This is a genomic window from Thiomicrospira sp. S5 (assembly GCF_003991075.1).
In the GTDB taxonomy this organism is placed as follows: domain Bacteria; phylum Pseudomonadota; class Gammaproteobacteria; order Thiomicrospirales; family Thiomicrospiraceae; genus Hydrogenovibrio; species Hydrogenovibrio thermophilus.
Genome location: NZ_CP014470.1, coordinates 730,523 through 746,362 on the forward strand (window position 1 = coordinate 730,523; position 15,840 = coordinate 746,362).

The window sequence follows — 15,840 nt, forward strand, 5'->3', positions numbered from 1 at the left end:
GCTTCCCCGGTGCGAGAGTTTGAGGGCCTGTCGTCGCGAAGACTCAGGCGTGCATTTCGAGAATCGTTTTATAAAAGGCCCGGTTGTCGGGCGTCGCGCCGCGTAAACCGATGACTTGACTCGCAAACGCCTGTGCTGCGATCAAGGTGTCTTGAATAGGCCAGGATTCTATTAGACCATGAATGAAAACCGCCGTAAAGGCGTCTCCGGCGCCGACGGTATCGACAAATTCGGGAATCTCGCCCGGTGTCTGGCTGAAGAAACCTTCGGGGGTGAGGACGGAGGCGCCTTCCGAACCGCGGGTGACAATGACCTGCTCCAGTTCGAACTGGGTTTGGAAATTACGCATTGCCACTTCCAACACAGGTTCCTGAAAGCCGAGTTCACGCAGTTCGTCGACATTGAGTTTGACCCAGCGCGCGGACTGAATCCAGTCGAACAGGCTGGCTTGATCCCACCAGGGCGCACGGAGGTTGACGTCCAAAAACACCGACCAGTCGCCGGATTCGCGCAAGGTTTTGAATTGCTGTTGGGCATAAGGGCTTCTCAGCGCCAGAGAGCCGTGGTAGAGCAGGCCGCTGCGTTTGGTCAGTTGAACCGATTGCGCGGAAATGAAATCGTAGGCGCTGCCCGGCGTGATGTCGTAATGGGGTTCATCGTCGTGGACGGTGATGTCGACACGTCCGGTGGGGTGGGCTTGGTCAATTTGAATGTTGTCGGTTCGCAAGCCCCAGGCCTGGGCGTTTTTTAAAATGGTTTTGCCGAGGGTGTCGTCGCCGATTCGGGAGATGAATGTCGGGTCGTCGCCCAATGCCTGTAAATGCCAGGCGACATTGAAGGGCGCACCGCCCAATACCTGTTTGCCATTGGGAAAGCAGTCGAATAAGACTTCGCCGAAAACGGTGATGGATGAAGGATTCGCATTCATAAAGGCAGGACCTGTTCGTTCAGAGTGGGTTGAAAACGGGGCGCGTAATAGCCGACGCCTTGCAACACGCCGGCGGCATAGTTGCCGTTGTGGTCTTGAAGGTTTTGGGCTTGATAGAACGCCGATTCGGTATGGCGTTGCACACATGCTTGCCAGGCTTGGTGTTTGATGTCTTCCGAGGCGTTGGCCACCAGCACCGATTGTATGTGGCTGGTGAGTACCGGTAGGTCGTTGCCGCTGTCACCGGCGAAAATCACGTCCGCTAATGCGAAGTCCAATTGCTGTTGCAGAAATTCGATGGCGTGCAGTTTGGTGGCGTTTTGCGGTAAAACGTCCAACAAACCCACATCGGCGGCTTCGTCGATGCTCCAAATCAAGCTGGCCCGAATGTTTAACGGTGCGAGGGCGGCCTCGGCCCGAGCGAGGTAGTCGGATTCGCTGGCCGCGGACAAATCGGCGTAAAAACTGACTTTGTGAGTGTTTTGTTTTTCGCTTTCCTGCAGTGTCAGACCGTCCAATTGCATTAAGGGTTGGGCGATGTCATCGTGTCGGCAATTCCCCCAGGCCTGGCCGATTTCGGTTTCCCATTCCTCGACGGCTTGCCAGTGGCCGTTTTCACGGTGACGAATTTTGGTGCCGACATCGGTGATGGCGTAATCGGGTTGTGGCAAGTCATAAGCATGAATGGCTTCTTCCATCAGTGCGAGATGCCGCCCGGTAACGTACACCAAGGTGATTTCCGGCTGTTGGCAAAAGGCTTTGAAGGCCGCGCGTGCGTGCGGATGCTCCGGTTGCGCGCCATTGGGAATGACGGTGCGGTCCATGTCGGTGCAGAGCAATAAGGTCGAAGCGTTTTGTGATGCGGTCATGCGTCCTCCACCACTTTTTCGTATGTGTGCTCTGTCTCCGGCGGACGGCAGCTGTCGAAAAAGTCATAGTATTCAAGTGCTTCGAGAATGCCTTCTTCATACGGTTTTTTGGCGAAATAGATGCGGTCGATGTCAATCAATTGCGACAGTTCTTCATCGTGCCGGTTCGCCACCACCGCCGCAAGGGCGTTACCGCGCATCATGTCCTCATCCGCGCCGGAACCGCCTGCCACCAGAATGCGTTCCAGCGGAATTTCCCAGCGGTCGGCCACGTAACGTAAGGCCATGCCCTTCGAGGCCCGAATCGGCAGGATGTCGAGGTATTGGCCGAATGAGAGTTGTACGTTGACGGATTGTTCTTCCTGATGGAGATAGCGTTTGATTTCTTCCAAATCGGCGATTTCCGGGTCGATGTAGTAACTGATTTTGAAACGGTTCTGTTCCGATTTCGGTTGGCGCTCCAATCCGGGGTAATTATCCAGCAAAGAGCGCACTTTGTGCGGCACCCAGTGGTAATCGATGTGCTCTTCCCAAGCGGTGTCGGTGGTCAGCTTCGGTGCGTAGCTGATTTCCGTGCCGCTACTGGAAATGAGAATGTCCGGTTCGGGAATATTGTGCTGTTTCATCAGGCGTAAGGCCGAATCGAGGCGGCGGCCGGTGGCGACAATGAACAGCGTGGACTTTTTATGCGCTTTCATTTCCGCCAGTAAGACTTTCAAGGCATCTGGATTACCCATAAGGTTTTGGTCAAGGCTACTGACAAAGGCCCGGTCGCGGTACAGGCCAGCACGACGCGAAATATGGCGGCGTTCCAGACGCTCGGATTCCTTGACAATTGGGCAAATCAAATCGAGATAACGATCGGCGTGGGCTTGCCAGGCATAATGTTCCAGAACGCCGACCAGGCCTTTGTGAATGAATTCCTGTTGTGTTTTCGGTGACTTGAGAATCGTAAGCAGGGCATCGGTAATGGTTTTCGGTTCCAGCGGGTCGATGAGCAGACCGTTGTGGCAGTTGCCGATGATGTCGCGCGGACCACCGTCTTCGGTGGCGACAATCGGTAGGCCCGACGCGGCCGCTTCTATCAAGGTGAGGCCGAAGGGTTCGGTCAGTGCCGGGTTGACGAAGACGCCGCCGGAGGCGGCGGCAATACGGTAAATCATCGGTACGTCGTTTCGGCAATGGTGTTTGGGCAAAGCGACTTTGCCGTAAAGGTCATGGCGGTCGATGGCGGCCCAGAGTTCGTGGAACACTTGTTGTGCACCGGGCTCCAGGTCTTCGACGTCGTCGCGATTCCCGGCGATGATGACGAGATTCGCGCGGTCTTGTAAGTCTTTCGATTGGCCGTAGGCTTCAATCAATGAAGCGATATTTTTGCGATGGTCAGGTCGAGAGAGCGCTAGGATAATCGGTTTGTCCGGTTCCTTGAGATGCTTGACCAGCATCTGATAAAGGTCGCTGTTGAGTTCGTTGCCCATCGGCGGCATGAAATGTTTGAGGTTGGTGCCGGGCGGCAGCACGCGCATTTGTTCGGGTTGATAGAAGTCGTAGAGCTCGTATTGCTCTTCGATTTCCTGATAGGTACTGGTAATCACGCGTTCCGCCGAGGCCAGCGTGTGTTCTTCGGCGTCAATGCGTCGCGCCATATTGTAACGTTGTTCGATTTCTTCCGCGCTCAGGCCGCCGGCAATCAAGCGGGCACGTTTGACCCGACCCAATGAATGGCCGGTGTGGATCAGCGGAATCGAGAGCTGGTGCGCCAGATGGGAACCGACGTAACCGGCATCGGCATAATGGCTGTGGACGATGTCCGGGGTGCGCTCTTGTTGACGGAAATAGTCCGCCATATTGTCGGCGAAGGTGTCGAGGTGATCCCAAAGTTGTTCTTTGTGGATGTATTCGTCCGGCCCGGCTTCGATGCGAACAATTTGTAAGGTATCGGACAGTTTTTCAAACGGTTCGGCGTATTCGGGTGAGACGTGTTCGTCCCGAACCAAGCGGGTGAAGAGTTCGACGCGCGCCACGCCGGGTTTTTCGGCGAGGGCTTGCGCCAGTTCTAATACATAAAGCGTTTGCCCCCCGGTATCCGCGTCGCGGCCGAGTTCCAGATTGTTGCCACGGATCAGTCCGTGGACACTGATTAAGGCGATGTAAAGACCACCTGTGGTTGGGTTCATAATGTTTTCGGTACGTTACGTTAAAGAAGCCCGTTAGGGGCGCAGTTTGATGTTATGGCAATTCAATGAAACGGTTAAATGCGTTGCCGTTTTCGGCATTTGTTTGACGCAAAAGAAGAGTTGAAAGTGTCGGAAAATCAAGTGTTTCCGAATGCTGTTATGAACGAAACTTTAAAAGAGCTTTAGAATGATTGTACAAAACCCGGCGCAGAAAACAAGCCCAATCCGTTATTTGACCAGGCCTGGATGTTTCGGGCATTGGTGTTAAGCGGTTCGGGACCAGTCCGCAAAATGCGTCGTTTGACGTTGGCCCATCCATTGGTTGATTTCCCAGAGATCGCCGACCGGCATATCGGTGAACGGTAAGGTGTGCAAATACCCATCCGGACCGAACTCGGGGGTGAGGGTGCTGATTTCGTAACCTTGGGCTTGTTGGGCTTGCCATAGGGTTTCCCATGCGCGTTCGTGAGACGCCAGCGCGTCAGCGTATTCCGGCGCGGCCGGGTGCGGAACCTGTGGGCCTTGGTCGTAACCGACGCGACCGTGGATGTGGTGGGCGTTGGGTGCGATTTCCTCAATGACGTCCCATTCGCTGTCCATGAGTCGTTCGCAGACCACCGCCCAATGGCTGAAGTCGCAGGTGATTTTCAGCTCCGGTAAGGCGCGTAACACGTCGCGTGTGACCCAGGGGGTGAAAAAGGAGCGGCTTCGATGGGTTTCAAAACTGCAGAGCAGATCGTGTTTTTCGGCCAATGCCTGTGCGCGCTGGAAAAAATCGATTTGGGTGTCGAGCGGCCAGGCATCGCAGCCGCCGATCACGTTGCAAAACTGTGGTGATAATTCGCGGCTGAGCTGTAACTTTTTTTCCAAGGACGCCAGGTGTTCGTCCGGCGTCGCTCGGCGGTCCGGCACGTAGCTGCCGGCGGTGCAAATTTCGGCAATGTAATCCAGCCGGTTGTCGGCGAGCACTTGCCCCAATTGCGCCAGCTGGTTATGATTATCCGGTGCGGGGGCTTCCAGACCGTTGAAATCGGCGGCCAACGCCATGTCGGCCGCTTCTTGATAGGTGCCGTCATGGCCCCAAAGGGTTTTGAATAATGTCAGTTTCATGGAACTGTCTCCGGTTTGGATGTTTCAAGCAATCAATCAGTTTCGGCCGTTGCCCGATAGACGAAAGGACGTGGAATGACCACACACGACAAGACGGAACAACATCGCATCAGGGCGGCGGAAGCCATCTTCAATATCGATATCTTCTGGGCGGAAACCTTTGCCGATACCGATATGCGCGATTTGAACTACTGCGATCTTTTGAGCCAGCTGTGGATTCACCGTCACGAAGCGCCGAAAACCAAGACCGAGCTGTATGATCTCATGCCGAACATCAGTCGCCGAACGGCGGTGAAATACGTTCAGAAAGCCATTGAGCAGGGGTTTCTGGCGGAAACACCTTGCGAGGCGGATCGCCGTATCCGGCTCATCACCTTGACGCCGATGGCACTCGAAAAAATCGAAGTGTTCCTCGATTATTCCAGTCGTTGTTTTTTGGCCGTTCAGCCGAGCTGAGCGCGAGGGTTACAAACCCTTCGCTTCGCGTTCTTTCATCCAGTTGCGCCAACCGCCGGTATGGGTGATGTCGGTGGCGCCTTCAATGCCGTAAGGTTCGCAGATAAAGCCGACCACTTGTGAACCGTCAATCAACTTCACTTTGCCCAGCCCCAGCGGGGAAGGAATCAACGCCAAAAAGGTGCCAAGATGTTGCTTGGGCATGGACCAGACTTCCACTTCGATACTGGCGCCGTCAGTACCGGTTTTCACCAGGCCTGGCTTCAGAATCGGGCCGCCGGCCAGTTGGTAAAAACGGTATTTCGGTGCGGTTTGGGTGGTTTGCAACAAGGTTGCACCGCGTTCGATTAATTGTCCGTTCAATGGAAATCCGACCAAATGGGCGCCGACCACCGCCAATGAAATGGTGTGTGGCGTGTCGAACAATTCGGCTTTTGGAGCCGGAATCGGCAGTGCTTTGGCGCCCGCCGTTTTGTTGAACTGGTTGTGTAATGCGTCGGTTAGTTTCAACAGGGCGCGATCACTGCCGGCGGGGGCGAAAAAGGTTACACCGGTCGGTAAGCCATCGTTTCGCAAGCCGCTAGGCATGGCGACGGCGGCGTAATCCAATAAATTCATGAAATTGGTGTAGGTGCCGAGCACCGAATTCAGCCCCACCGGGTCTTGTTCGATTTGCTCGGTGCTGAAAATGGTCGGCGTGGTCGGCGTCATGAAACAATCGATGTCCTGCCACACGGCGCGGGTATCGCGTTGCGCCTGCTGCAGGGCATAGCTGCCTTTGTAGGCATCGGCGGCACTTAAGTTGCGCGCACCGGCGATAATGCCGCCCACCGTCGGGTCGAGTTGGGTTTCATGGGCTTCGAAAAACGTTTCGATGGCGGCGTAGCGCTCCGCCACCCAAGCGCCACCGTATAAGAGTTTGGCGGTTTCCAGCCACAAGGTGAAATCGATTTCCTTGATTTCAAAGCCTTGGCTTTTCAGTTGTGTGACCGTGGCCTCAAAATTGGCTTGCGCCTCGTGGTCGTCATAAAAGATCAAACCAGCGGCGTCGGGAATGCCGATGACGGGTTTGGCTGCCCAGGCTGGGGGTGTCAGGGCCATTTCGTCTCGGCTGAATTCGTCGGTGTCATCCGGCTGAGCGGCGACGTCAAACACTTCGTAAGCGTCCTGGGCATTCAAGGCAAAAATGCTCACCACATCCTGCGAGCGAACCGCAGGCACCACGCCGGACGTACTCAAAAGGCCTTTGGACGGTTTTAGGCCAATCAGGTTGTTGAACGCGGCGGGCACTCGACCGGAACCGGCGGTGTCTGTGCCCAGCGAAAAACTGCATAAATTCAACGCCAGCGAGGCGGCCGAACCGGAGCTGGACCCGCCGGAAATCATGTTGAAATCAAACGCATTGTGGCACACGCCGTAAGGCGAACGGGTGCCGACCAAGCCGGTGGCAAATTGGTCCATATTGGTTTTGGCAAGCGGAATGGCACCGGCGTCAATCAACAGTTGCACCACCGTGGCGGAGTGCTCCGGCACGTAGGCGAATTCTTCACAGGCCGCCGTGGTGGGAATGCCCGCCAAATCGATGTTGTCTTTGATCATAAACGGAATGCCCCACAGCGGCAGGCTGTTGGGTTCCGATTGCTCCAATCGGTTCAGGTAAGGCGCCAGTTCTTCATCCGTCAACACATGGATGAAAAGGTTGTAATCCGTGTAATGGCTCGCCTGTTGATGCAAGCTCTCGACCACTTGACGCGGCGTGAGTTGGCCTTCGCCATAGGCCTGGCGTAACGACGCGATGCGACAATCGATCATTCCGATACCTCCATGACCAATAAGGCCTGGCCATTTTGAATCAAATCCCCCTCGTTGATGAGAATTTCGGTGACGGTGCCGTCGTATTCCGCTTCAATCGGAATTTCGATTTTCATGGTTTCCAGAATGGCGATGACATCGCCTTCGGCCACCGCATCGCCCGGTTTGACCTGAATTTTCCAGACGCTGCCGGTAATCGGCGACAGGGCGGCTTCAAAGCCTTCCGGGATTTCGGCCATCGGTTCGTTTTGAATTTCCTCTTGGGATGACGTGTCTTCGTAGTTGGCTTGGCCGTTGGCTTCCCAACGTTGGCGTTCGGCTTCGAAAGCGGCTTTTTGCTTGGTCTGGAATTCGGCGATGCTGTCGGCTTCTTCGGCCAGGAACGCCTGATAATCGGCCAGAGACAAGGTGGTTTCTTCAATGTCTATGTCGAAACGGCCCAACGGGAAGTCGTGGCGTGCCTGTTTCAACTCGTCTTCACTGACCGGATAGAACTGAATCTGGTCGAAGAAATCCAGCAACCAAGGTTTGCCCTGTGGGAAATATTGGGTGTTGCGATAGGCGTTCCACATTTGGATAGTGCGCCCCACAAACTGATAACCGCCTGGGCCTTCCATGCCGTAAACACACATATAAGCGCCGCCGATGCCCACGGCATTTTCCGGCGTCCAGGTTCTGGCCGGGTTGTATTTGGTGGTGACCAAGCGATGGCGCGGGTCTAATGGCGTGGAGACCGGCGCACCAAGGTAAACGTCGCCCAACCCCATGACCAGATACTTGGCTTCGAAAACGATGCGTTTGACGTCTTCAATCGAATCCAACCCGTTAATGCGGCGGATGAACTCGATATTGCTCGGGCACCAAGGCGCATCCGGGCGCACCGAATTCATGTATTTTTCGATGGCCAGGCGGGTGCTCGGATCATCCCATGACAACGGTAATTTGACGATGCGGCTTTTCACCGTGAGGTCTTTGGCGGATGAAATCTCCGCTTCCAGATCGACCAGCTTTTGAATCAGATCGTTTTGGGCAATTTGGCGCGGGTTGTAGTGCACCTGCAAGGAACGGATACCCGGCGTTAAATCCTTCAAAAACGCCCAGGCCTGGTCGTTTTTGAGTTCTTTCAATTTGTCGGTCAGCACCTGAATGCGGAAGCGCAACGCCAAGTCCAGTTCCATGGCGCCGTATTCGATGAGCACATGGCTGTCGCCGGAACGACGGTATTTGACGCCGAATTCGTGTTCGCCGGCGGGCAGTTCTTTCGCCAAGCAGGGTTGTTCGGTCGGTTCCGACAGATAGGTCAGGTCGGAAACGGTCGTGGCCTCCAAGGCGTTGATGGCGGCGTCCTGCGCTTTGAGTGCGGCTTCGGCGGTGTCGATGGACACCGGCTTGAAGCGCACGGTGTCGCCGGGACGTAATTGCCCCATTTTCCATTGCTCGGCTTCGATGATGGTGGCGGGGCAGACAAACCCGCCCAAGCTCGGGCCGTCCTGCGCCAGGATGACCGGCATGTCGCCGGTGAAGTCGATGGCACCGATGGCGTAAGCGTTGTCGTGAATGTTGGATGGATGCAGACCGGCTTCGCCACCGTCCGTTCGCGCCCAGGTCGGTTTCGGACCGATCAGGCGGATGCCGGTTCGGCTGGAGTTGTAGTGGACTTCCCAAGCGGTGGAGAAGAAGGTGTTGATGTCGCCTTCGGTGAAGAAATCCGGTGAGCCTTGCGGACCATAAATCACCGCGATTTCCACCTCGTTTTCCAGGTTGGGAATCAGTTCGGCCGGAATCGGCTGGGTGGCGCTGATGCCGGCGGTGTCCGCCGGAATGTGCAGGACGTCGCCGGCGCGCAGCAACCGTCCGGCATGGCCGCCGAAGCCGCCCAGCGAGAAGGTGGTTTTACTGCCCATGTAATCCGGTACGCTGAAGCCGCCTTGGATGGCGAGATACGCCCGCTGTCCCAAGGATTTGATGACTTTGGATTTCAGTTGTTGACCGGCTTTCACTTCCACGGCTTGCCACTGCGGAATTGGCTGTTTATCCAGCGTCGGTTGCACATCGGCCCCGGTGATGCAGATGACGGCATCGCGGTCGAAGGTCATGCTGACGCCGGATACGGTCATTTCGATGGTTGCAGCGTCATCGGCATTGCCCAGACAGCGGTTGGCCAATCGGTGTGATAGGGCGTCCATCGGCCCGGACGGCGGCACGCCGATGTCCCAATAACCGGTTCGGCCCGGATAACTAATGAGCATGGAGTGGGTGCCGGCGTTGGTGATCTCGACCGTATCGGGCTGATGGGTAAAACCGTTCAAAAAGCGCGTATAGAGGTTTTCGGCTTTGATGAACGCTTCGGCATGGCTGAGGGTTTTCAAATAAGTCGCATTGGTTTCGAAACCGTCGATGCGGGTTTCGTTCATGGCGGTTTGCAGTTTGGCCACGGCGTCGTCACGGTTTTGGCCTTTGACGATGATTTTTGCCAGCATCGGGTCGTAGAAGGAGCTGACTTCCTGACCGCTGCTGCACCAGGTATCCACTCGGCAGTCACTCGGCATTTTCCAGCCGGTGAGACGGCCGGAACTTGGCTGGAAATTCTTGAACGGGTCTTCGGCGTAAACACGGACTTCAATGGCGTGGCCTTGCGCCGGTTTGACCAGGCCTGGGAAAGTTTGGTCAAAGGCGACTTGAATCATCCATTCCACCAAGTCGACGTCGCGCACCGCTTCGGTGATGCCGTGTTCGACCTGCAAACGCGTGTTCACTTCGAGGAAATAGTATTGTTCGGTGTCGGCGTCATAAACGTATTCCACCGTGCCGGCGGAGCGGTAGCTGACCAGCTCGCCGAGGCGCACGGCGTGGGCTTCCATTTCCGCGACCTGTTCGCGGGAAATGCCCACGGCCGGGGTTTCTTCAACGACCTTTTGGTTACGGCGCTGCAAGGAACAGTCACGCTCGCCGAAGGAAACGACTTGGCCCAGACCGTCACCGAAAATTTGGATTTCGATGTGACGGGCGTTGACGACGAATTTCTCCAGAAAAATGCCGCTTTGGCCGAAGGCGTTTTGGCTCAAACGCGCAACCTGTTCAAACGCTTCGGAAAGCGCGTCGGCGTCGTCGCAACGCTGCATGCCGATGCCACCACCGCCGGCCGTGCTTTTCAGCATGACCGGGTAACCGATGCGCTCGGCCTCTTCTAATGCCGCTTCGAGCGATTCGAGCAAATCGGAGCCGGGCAGTAGGGGCACTTCGGCTTTAATGGCCAGTTCGCGTGCGGTGTGTTTTAAACCGAAATCGCGGATGTGTTCGGGCGTGGGGCCGATGAATCGGATGCCCATGCTTTCACAGGTTTCGGCGAAACCGGCGTTCTCACTTAAAAAACCGTAGCCCGGATGGATTGCTTCGACGCCCAATTCCTGAGCGTGCTCCAGAATCAGCGGCACGTTCAAGTAGGTTTCGGTGGCGACATTGCCCGGTAGGGAAATGACTTCGTCGGCTTCCAGCACGTGCAGCGATGTACGGTCGGCGTCGGACGCCAGCACCACCGATTGGATGCCCATGGCGCGAAGTGTGCGGATAATCCGGGTAGCGATGGCGCCACGGTTGGCGATGAGAACTTTCTTAAACATGTGTTTTCCTTTTCAGCGCGTTCTGAAGAGTGTTGGGAAGCGTATTGCGTTATTCCCAGATAATCATTTCAACCGGTGTCGGGTTGTAGCCGTTACAAGGGTTGTTCAATTGCGGGCAATTGGACACCAACACCAACACATCCATATGGGCTTTCATTTCCACATAGCGCCCCGGTGCGGAAATGCCGTCGTCGAAATCGAGATGGCCGTCCGGTGAAACGGGCACGTTCATAAAGAAATTGATGTTGCTGGCGAGGTCATCCTTGGTCATTTGCTGACCGTGGTTGCATTCACATTCTCCCAACGCCATCAGGAAGGAATCACGGCACGAGTGCATGTGGCGTTTTTCAATGGCGTAGCGCACGGTGTTGCTCTCCGCCGAACAGGCACCGCCGATGGTATCGTGGCGGCCACAGGTGTCGTCGGTGATGGTCAGCATCGGGTTGACCAAGTTGGATTGCAGTACCGAACCGGTGGTCAAATAAATATTGCCTTGTTCGCGGATGGTGTCCGCCGCCGAATAGCGCTCGCTGTGGTCGTGGGCGTTGTAAAACAGGGTATCGACCGCCTGGTTACCTTCCAGGTCTACAATGCGGAAATGTTGCCCGGCTTTGACTTCGTGCATCCATGGTTTACCCGCTTCGACCACTTCGCGATAGACAATACGGCTTTCATCAACGTTAGATGTCGTCATTTGGGTTTTCTCCATAGTAAATTTTGGTGTTGTAGTAAGCGCGTTCGTTTTCGGCACGGTGGAGGCGACTGGCGTCGTCCTGCGTGACCGGTTGCGCTTTGAACACGGTCAGTTGAATCGGTTTCGGAGCGTATTCCGGGTTCGGATCCAACGGATGTTGTGCGGTGGATAAAGAGACGATGCTGTCCATTTCAAAGCGCAAATCGACGTAGTCGCCCGCTTTGGAGTTGTTCGGGACAAAAGTCATTTGGCCGTCGTCTTCGACGCGCACTTTGCTGAACCAGTTGATGTTCGGCATGATGTCGCTGGCGTTTAGGCCCCATTTGCCAAGCTCGTTCAACAGGCTGTCGTAGCCGTTTTTGTAGTAGTCGTTGTGGGCTTCCTGGTAAGACTTATCGCCGTATTTTTTATGCACCAATGCCGCGTGCGACAAGCCGCCGATGGTGTCGTGCCAGCCGCAGGTGTCTTCGATAATCGAGCACATCACGCGCCCCATATCGCTGAAACACATGTTCGGTCGGGTCAGGAAAGCGGTTTTCTGCGCTTTCAATGTGTCCGGCATGTTGTAGCGTTCGTTTTTGACTTCCAGGTTGTTGATGAGCATGGCGACATTGGCGCCGCCTTCCACATCGGTTAAACGCAAAACGGTGCCGCGGCGAATGACGCCGGACCAGTGGCCGCCACCCGGCAAGCTTTCTTGCCAGATGAAATCACCAGGCCTGGTGGTGGTTTTGAATGAAGTGTTGTCAGTCATTTTGAGTCTCCTGTGACGAGTCGGTGACCGAGGTGTGAATCGGTGGCAGGGCCGAATGGGTCAAGTAAAGGTTGCCGGTTTTCACGCCCCGGTTGGAAATCATTTCGTGGCTGATGCGGTTCAGCTGGTCGGCCGCGCCTTGCATCAGATTGACCTCCAAGGTGTGGTGGTCCATTAATTGAATTTGGGTGGAGGAGATGATTTCCGCCACGTATTGATGCTTAAGCTGATTCAGCTTGACCTGCAAGCCAGGCACGGCGTGGTCATACACCAGTGTCAGGGTGCCGGCCATGACTTCGTTGGTGTAGTCTTGGCGATACGCCGAGACTTCCTTTTGAATCATTTCCGCCAGGAGGGCGGAGCGGTTATTGAAACCGCGGTCGATCACGAGCTGATCCAGGTCTTCCAGTACCTTGGCAGGTAGGGAAGCGCTGGTGCGGACAAGGCCTTTGTTGTTCTGAGTCATTTAAAATACATCCGGAACTTCTGCGTTAACGGGAACGAGGCGGACCATGCTGAGTTTTTCCTCAAAGTCCAGCTCGGGCTCGGGGGGATGCACGAGGCTTTCCAAATATTCTTTGGTGGCCATGAACGCCGGGCTGAGCAGCGTGTCGTCTGCTCTCGGACGCGGTAATGGCACATTGACCACTTCGCGCACCCGGCCCGGGTTGGCATCCAATACCAGGATTCGGTCGGCCAGATAAATGGCTTCGTCCAAATCGTGGGTGATAAAGAAAATGGTGATGTCGATGTTCTGCCAGATTTCCAGCAGATACTGTTGCATCTTTAAACGGTTCTGCGGATCCAGCGCCGCGAAAGGTTCGTCCATCAGCAGGATTTTCGGTTGGTTGGCCAGGGCGCGGATAATCGCGACACGTTGCTTCATGCCGCCCGACAGTTGGTGCGGATAGGCTTCGGCGAACTTCTCCAGCCCGACCAGGTCAATCCATTGCAACGCCTCGGTTTCGGCGGTGTTTTTCGACATGCCGCCTTGGGTGAGACCGAACATGACGTTTTCTTTTACCGACATCCACGGGAAAAGCGAGTAGCTTTGGAAAACCATGCCGCGATCCGGGCCGGGCTCGACCACTTGTTTGTTTTCCACCAGAATGTCGCCGCTGTCCTTGGTTTCCAAACCGGCGATGAGGCGAGCCAAGGTCGATTTACCGCAGCCGGATGGCCCGACCACGCAGACGAATTCACGCTTGAAAGCGGTGAAATCGATGCCGCCCAGAACTTTGTTGGTTTTGCCTTTATGTTCGAAAGACATTTCCAGGTTTTGGATTTCAAGCGCCTTGGGACGTTTGAGAATGCGTTGGTTACGGTCCTGGATTTCCGGCGTTTGCCATGTGTCTAAGGGATGTTGTGCTTGTGTCATTCTATGCTCCTTAGTGTGAACCGTGCCAAGGGAAAAGGCGTTTGCCGATGCGGGCCAGAACCAGGTCGGTCACCAGGCCGATAATCCCGATAATTAAAATCGCGGCGAAAACATTGTCGAAGTTTTTGTAACGGGCTTGCTGGGTAATAAACCAGGTAATCCCGGAGCTGGTGCCGATGAGCTCGGCGACGATCAAGTAAGTCCAAGCCCAGCCCAGCAGAATACGCATGTCGCGATACAGATCCGGCAGAATGCCAGGAATGATCACACGGCGAATCAGGGAAAGCCCTTTGCAGCCCAACGTCAGCGAGGCTTCGATGAGCGCCATATTCAGTTTGCGTGTGGTGTTGGCGGTAATCAACACCATTTGGAAAAAGGTTCCGATGAAAATAATGGCGATTTTCGGGGCGTCGTAAATCCCTAAAATGGCCACGGCCAAGGCGCCGAAGGCCGGAGCCGGTAAGTAACGGAAAAATTCGGTGAACGGTTCGATAACACGTGACGCCGATTCATAGGTGCCGGCCAGAATGCCGAGCGGCAAACCAAAGACCATTGACCAGAAAAAGCCCCAAGCGATGACTTGAATCGAATGTCCCAGGCTTTCGTGAAACCAAGGCTCGTTACTGCGTTTGGGCGGGGTCGTGAAGGCCGTGTAAAGCGCGGTCAGCACTTCGTGTGGTGCGGGCAGGTAAACCGGGTTGGACGGAACGCCTTGCGGCAGCTTGACCTCAGCTTGTTCTTCCGCCTGTTTGGTCAGCAGTTTGTCCATTTCGCGATAATAGATTTCTTTATCAATCAGGCTGTCTTTGCGGAAGTAGGAAACATCGCCGGGATCGGAGATTTTCATTTGCGGATGCCAGATGTAAGGCGAGTAGCTCACCAATGACCAAAGCAGAATCGGAATGGCGAAGCTGGCGAAGGTCAGCCAGATTCGCGATGTTTTATCTAAGGGAACGCGAGGCGTTGTCCAGGATTTTGAAAATAATGCCATAGCTTGCTCTCTCTCGAAATGCTTATTTATGCCTTCTGCTTCGGAGGATAAATTTATTACGTTTTTCTTTAATCGTAATAAGCAATCGCTGTACCAAGCTAGTTATTGTTTGTTTTTCAATAGTTTATGTGTTTTGGGTGATATTTTGAATGCGGTGCTGCATTCTTTTGGTGCCCCTGTGTGATGCATTGGGGCAGGTTTGGGGGTTAGGGCGTTAAGTCCGGGCGATCGAATAGCTTCAGTGCATTTTGGTAGGCAATTTTATGGGCTACATCCGGTGGCAATTGGCTCAGCCAGCGGCGCATTTTCGATAAGGTATGGCCGACGGTGAGCCAGCGTAGTGTGCTGAAGGTGTCGACGGCGGCCAGTAATCGATCTTGGTGTTGGATGAAAAAACCTTCCCATTCGGGGTTAAGACGACCTCGGTCGTCAAAAAACTCGCCATCTCGTACCGAGGTGTCAATGTATAGGTTTTGGGGGTGACGCTTCAGGAGCGAAGCCAGAAAGTCCGGTGTCGGTTTGGTGCCGAGGTGGGCCCAAATGACTTGAGCATTGGGTGAGATCTCGAATATGCGGTCGACGATTTCCGCATCGCCGTGGATTTGCAGCATTAAGCTGCGCTCGTCAGCGATTTGAATGATGCGTTTTAAAACCGGGCTGTAAGTGTCTTGCTTGAAGATGTGGAACTCGCCGATGCCTTGGTAAGGGAAGGCATCAAGTTGGGCTTCAATGTCGTTTAAGGTATTGAGGTCCAGCATCCAGTTGGGTTTGTTGGCTTTGGTTTTGTATAAGCTCAAAAACGGAATAATGCGTTTGGGGGCGTGTTGATACAGCAATTCGGCTTTCGATGTCGGGGTGCTGGAAATCACGGCGCCGATGACATTGTACTTGTCATAGCGCGAAATGATTTGCGCCGGGCTGAGAACGCGGCTGTCGGCCAAGGAGTAATGCGAGTGGCTGTCGAAAATCGGCAGGGTGTTGGCCTGGCTCGCTGGTATCAATGCAGCCAGGCTGGTTATCAATAAGGTGTGTCGCAAAAAAGCTTTCATGG

General features: G+C 54.9%; 13 protein-coding genes. 1 reads left to right on the plus strand and 12 read right to left on the minus strand.

All coding sequences use genetic code 11. The features are described 5' to 3' along the window. Positions 1-43: 43 nt before the first annotated feature. From AYJ59_RS03305 to AYJ59_RS03320, 4 genes are all read right to left on the minus strand, one after another. Positions 44-928, minus strand: coding sequence for a PfkB family carbohydrate kinase (locus AYJ59_RS03305; RefSeq protein WP_127119331.1), 885 nt, complete (start codon positions 926-928; stop codon positions 44-46). After that, positions 925-1,797: an HAD-IIB family hydrolase gene (locus AYJ59_RS03310; RefSeq protein ID WP_127119332.1), complete on the minus strand. Its 873-nt coding sequence runs from the start codon at positions 1,795-1,797 to the stop codon at positions 925-927. Before AYJ59_RS03310 ends, AYJ59_RS03305 begins: the two co-directional genes overlap by 4 nt. Further along, positions 1,794-3,974, minus strand: a complete 2,181-nt coding sequence (locus tag AYJ59_RS03315) for an HAD-IIB family hydrolase (RefSeq protein ID WP_127119333.1) — start codon at positions 3,972-3,974, stop codon at positions 1,794-1,796. The genes AYJ59_RS03310 and AYJ59_RS03315 overlap by 4 nt, the downstream gene beginning before the upstream one ends. A 264-nt stretch (positions 3,975-4,238) precedes the next feature. Further along, positions 4,239-5,084 (minus strand): sugar phosphate isomerase/epimerase family protein, encoded by an 846-nt coding sequence (locus AYJ59_RS03320; RefSeq protein WP_127119334.1) that lies wholly within the window; start codon positions 5,082-5,084, stop codon positions 4,239-4,241. A gap of 75 nt (positions 5,085-5,159) precedes the next feature. On the opposite strand from AYJ59_RS03320, the gene AYJ59_RS03325 reads away from it, so the two are divergent. Then, entirely contained in the window at positions 5,160-5,540 is a 381-nt protein-coding gene (locus AYJ59_RS03325; RefSeq protein WP_029938720.1) for a hypothetical protein, read from the plus strand. A 9-nt stretch (positions 5,541-5,549) separates the two neighbouring features. Here AYJ59_RS03325 and atzF read toward each other — a convergent pair whose 3' ends face one another. The 8 genes from atzF to AYJ59_RS03365 form a co-directional block, all read right to left on the minus strand. Continuing rightward, entirely contained in the window at positions 5,550-7,352 is a 1,803-nt protein-coding gene (gene atzF, locus AYJ59_RS03330) for an allophanate hydrolase (RefSeq protein WP_164730731.1), read from the minus strand. Further along, a complete protein-coding gene (gene uca / locus AYJ59_RS03335) occupies positions 7,349-10,972 on the minus strand; it encodes an urea carboxylase (protein WP_127119335.1) in 3,624 nt (1,207 codons plus the stop codon). The genes atzF and uca overlap by 4 nt, the downstream gene beginning before the upstream one ends. A gap of 49 nt (positions 10,973-11,021) precedes the next feature. Further along, a complete protein-coding gene (locus tag AYJ59_RS03340; RefSeq protein WP_029938717.1) occupies positions 11,022-11,666 on the minus strand; it encodes an urea amidolyase associated protein UAAP2 in 645 nt (214 codons plus the stop codon). Continuing rightward, a complete protein-coding gene (locus AYJ59_RS03345) occupies positions 11,653-12,420 on the minus strand; it encodes an urea amidolyase associated protein UAAP1 (protein WP_127119336.1) in 768 nt (255 codons plus the stop codon). The genes AYJ59_RS03340 and AYJ59_RS03345 overlap by 14 nt, the downstream gene beginning before the upstream one ends. Then, the gene (locus AYJ59_RS03350) at positions 12,413-12,886 is read right to left on the minus strand and encodes a CopG family ribbon-helix-helix protein (protein WP_029938715.1); all 474 of its coding nucleotides are present in this window, start codon (positions 12,884-12,886) and stop codon (positions 12,413-12,415) included. The genes AYJ59_RS03345 and AYJ59_RS03350 overlap by 8 nt, the downstream gene beginning before the upstream one ends. Beyond that, positions 12,887-13,798: an ABC transporter ATP-binding protein gene (locus AYJ59_RS03355; RefSeq protein ID WP_127119337.1), complete on the minus strand. Its 912-nt coding sequence runs from the start codon at positions 13,796-13,798 to the stop codon at positions 12,887-12,889. A gap of 10 nt (positions 13,799-13,808) precedes the next feature. After that, the gene (locus tag AYJ59_RS03360) at positions 13,809-14,789 is read right to left on the minus strand and encodes an ABC transporter permease (protein WP_029938713.1); all 981 of its coding nucleotides are present in this window, start codon (positions 14,787-14,789) and stop codon (positions 13,809-13,811) included. 206 nt (positions 14,790-14,995) lie between these two features. Further along, a complete protein-coding gene (locus tag AYJ59_RS03365; protein WP_237260369.1) occupies positions 14,996-15,838 on the minus strand; it encodes an amidohydrolase family protein in 843 nt (280 codons plus the stop codon). Positions 15,839-15,840 lie beyond the last annotated feature (2 nt).

What these genes read in the sequence shown, in the direction of transcription:
- AYJ59_RS03360 (WP_029938713.1), bottom strand. Translation starts at nt 14,789, where the DNA reads ATGGCATTATTTTCAAAATCCTGGACAACGCCTCGCGTTCCCTTAGAT.
- AYJ59_RS03365 (WP_237260369.1), bottom strand. Translation starts at nt 15,838, where the DNA reads ATGAAAGCTTTTTTGCGACACACCTTATTGATAACCAGCCTGGCTGCA.
- AYJ59_RS03345 (WP_127119336.1), bottom strand. Translation starts at nt 12,420, where the DNA reads ATGACTGACAACACTTCATTCAAAACCACCACCAGGCCTGGTGATTTC.
- AYJ59_RS03340 (WP_029938717.1), bottom strand. Translation starts at nt 11,666, where the DNA reads ATGACGACATCTAACGTTGATGAAAGCCGTATTGTCTATCGCGAAGTG.
- AYJ59_RS03320 (WP_127119334.1), bottom strand. Translation starts at nt 5,084, where the DNA reads ATGAAACTGACATTATTCAAAACCCTTTGGGGCCATGACGGCACCTAT.
- AYJ59_RS03310 (WP_127119332.1), bottom strand. Translation starts at nt 1,797, where the DNA reads ATGACCGCATCACAAAACGCTTCGACCTTATTGCTCTGCACCGACATG.
- atzF (WP_164730731.1), bottom strand. Translation starts at nt 7,352, where the DNA reads ATGATCGATTGTCGCATCGCGTCGTTACGCCAGGCCTATGGCGAAGGC.
- AYJ59_RS03305 (WP_127119331.1), bottom strand. Translation starts at nt 928, where the DNA reads ATGAATGCGAATCCTTCATCCATCACCGTTTTCGGCGAAGTCTTATTC.
- AYJ59_RS03355 (WP_127119337.1), bottom strand. Translation starts at nt 13,798, where the DNA reads ATGACACAAGCACAACATCCCTTAGACACATGGCAAACGCCGGAAATC.
- uca (WP_127119335.1), bottom strand. Translation starts at nt 10,972, where the DNA reads ATGTTTAAGAAAGTTCTCATCGCCAACCGTGGCGCCATCGCTACCCGG.
- AYJ59_RS03325 (WP_029938720.1), top strand. Translation starts at nt 5,160, where the DNA reads ATGACCACACACGACAAGACGGAACAACATCGCATCAGGGCGGCGGAA.
- AYJ59_RS03315 (WP_127119333.1), bottom strand. Translation starts at nt 3,974, where the DNA reads ATGAACCCAACCACAGGTGGTCTTTACATCGCCTTAATCAGTGTCCAC.
- AYJ59_RS03350 (WP_029938715.1), bottom strand. Translation starts at nt 12,886, where the DNA reads ATGACTCAGAACAACAAAGGCCTTGTCCGCACCAGCGCTTCCCTACCT.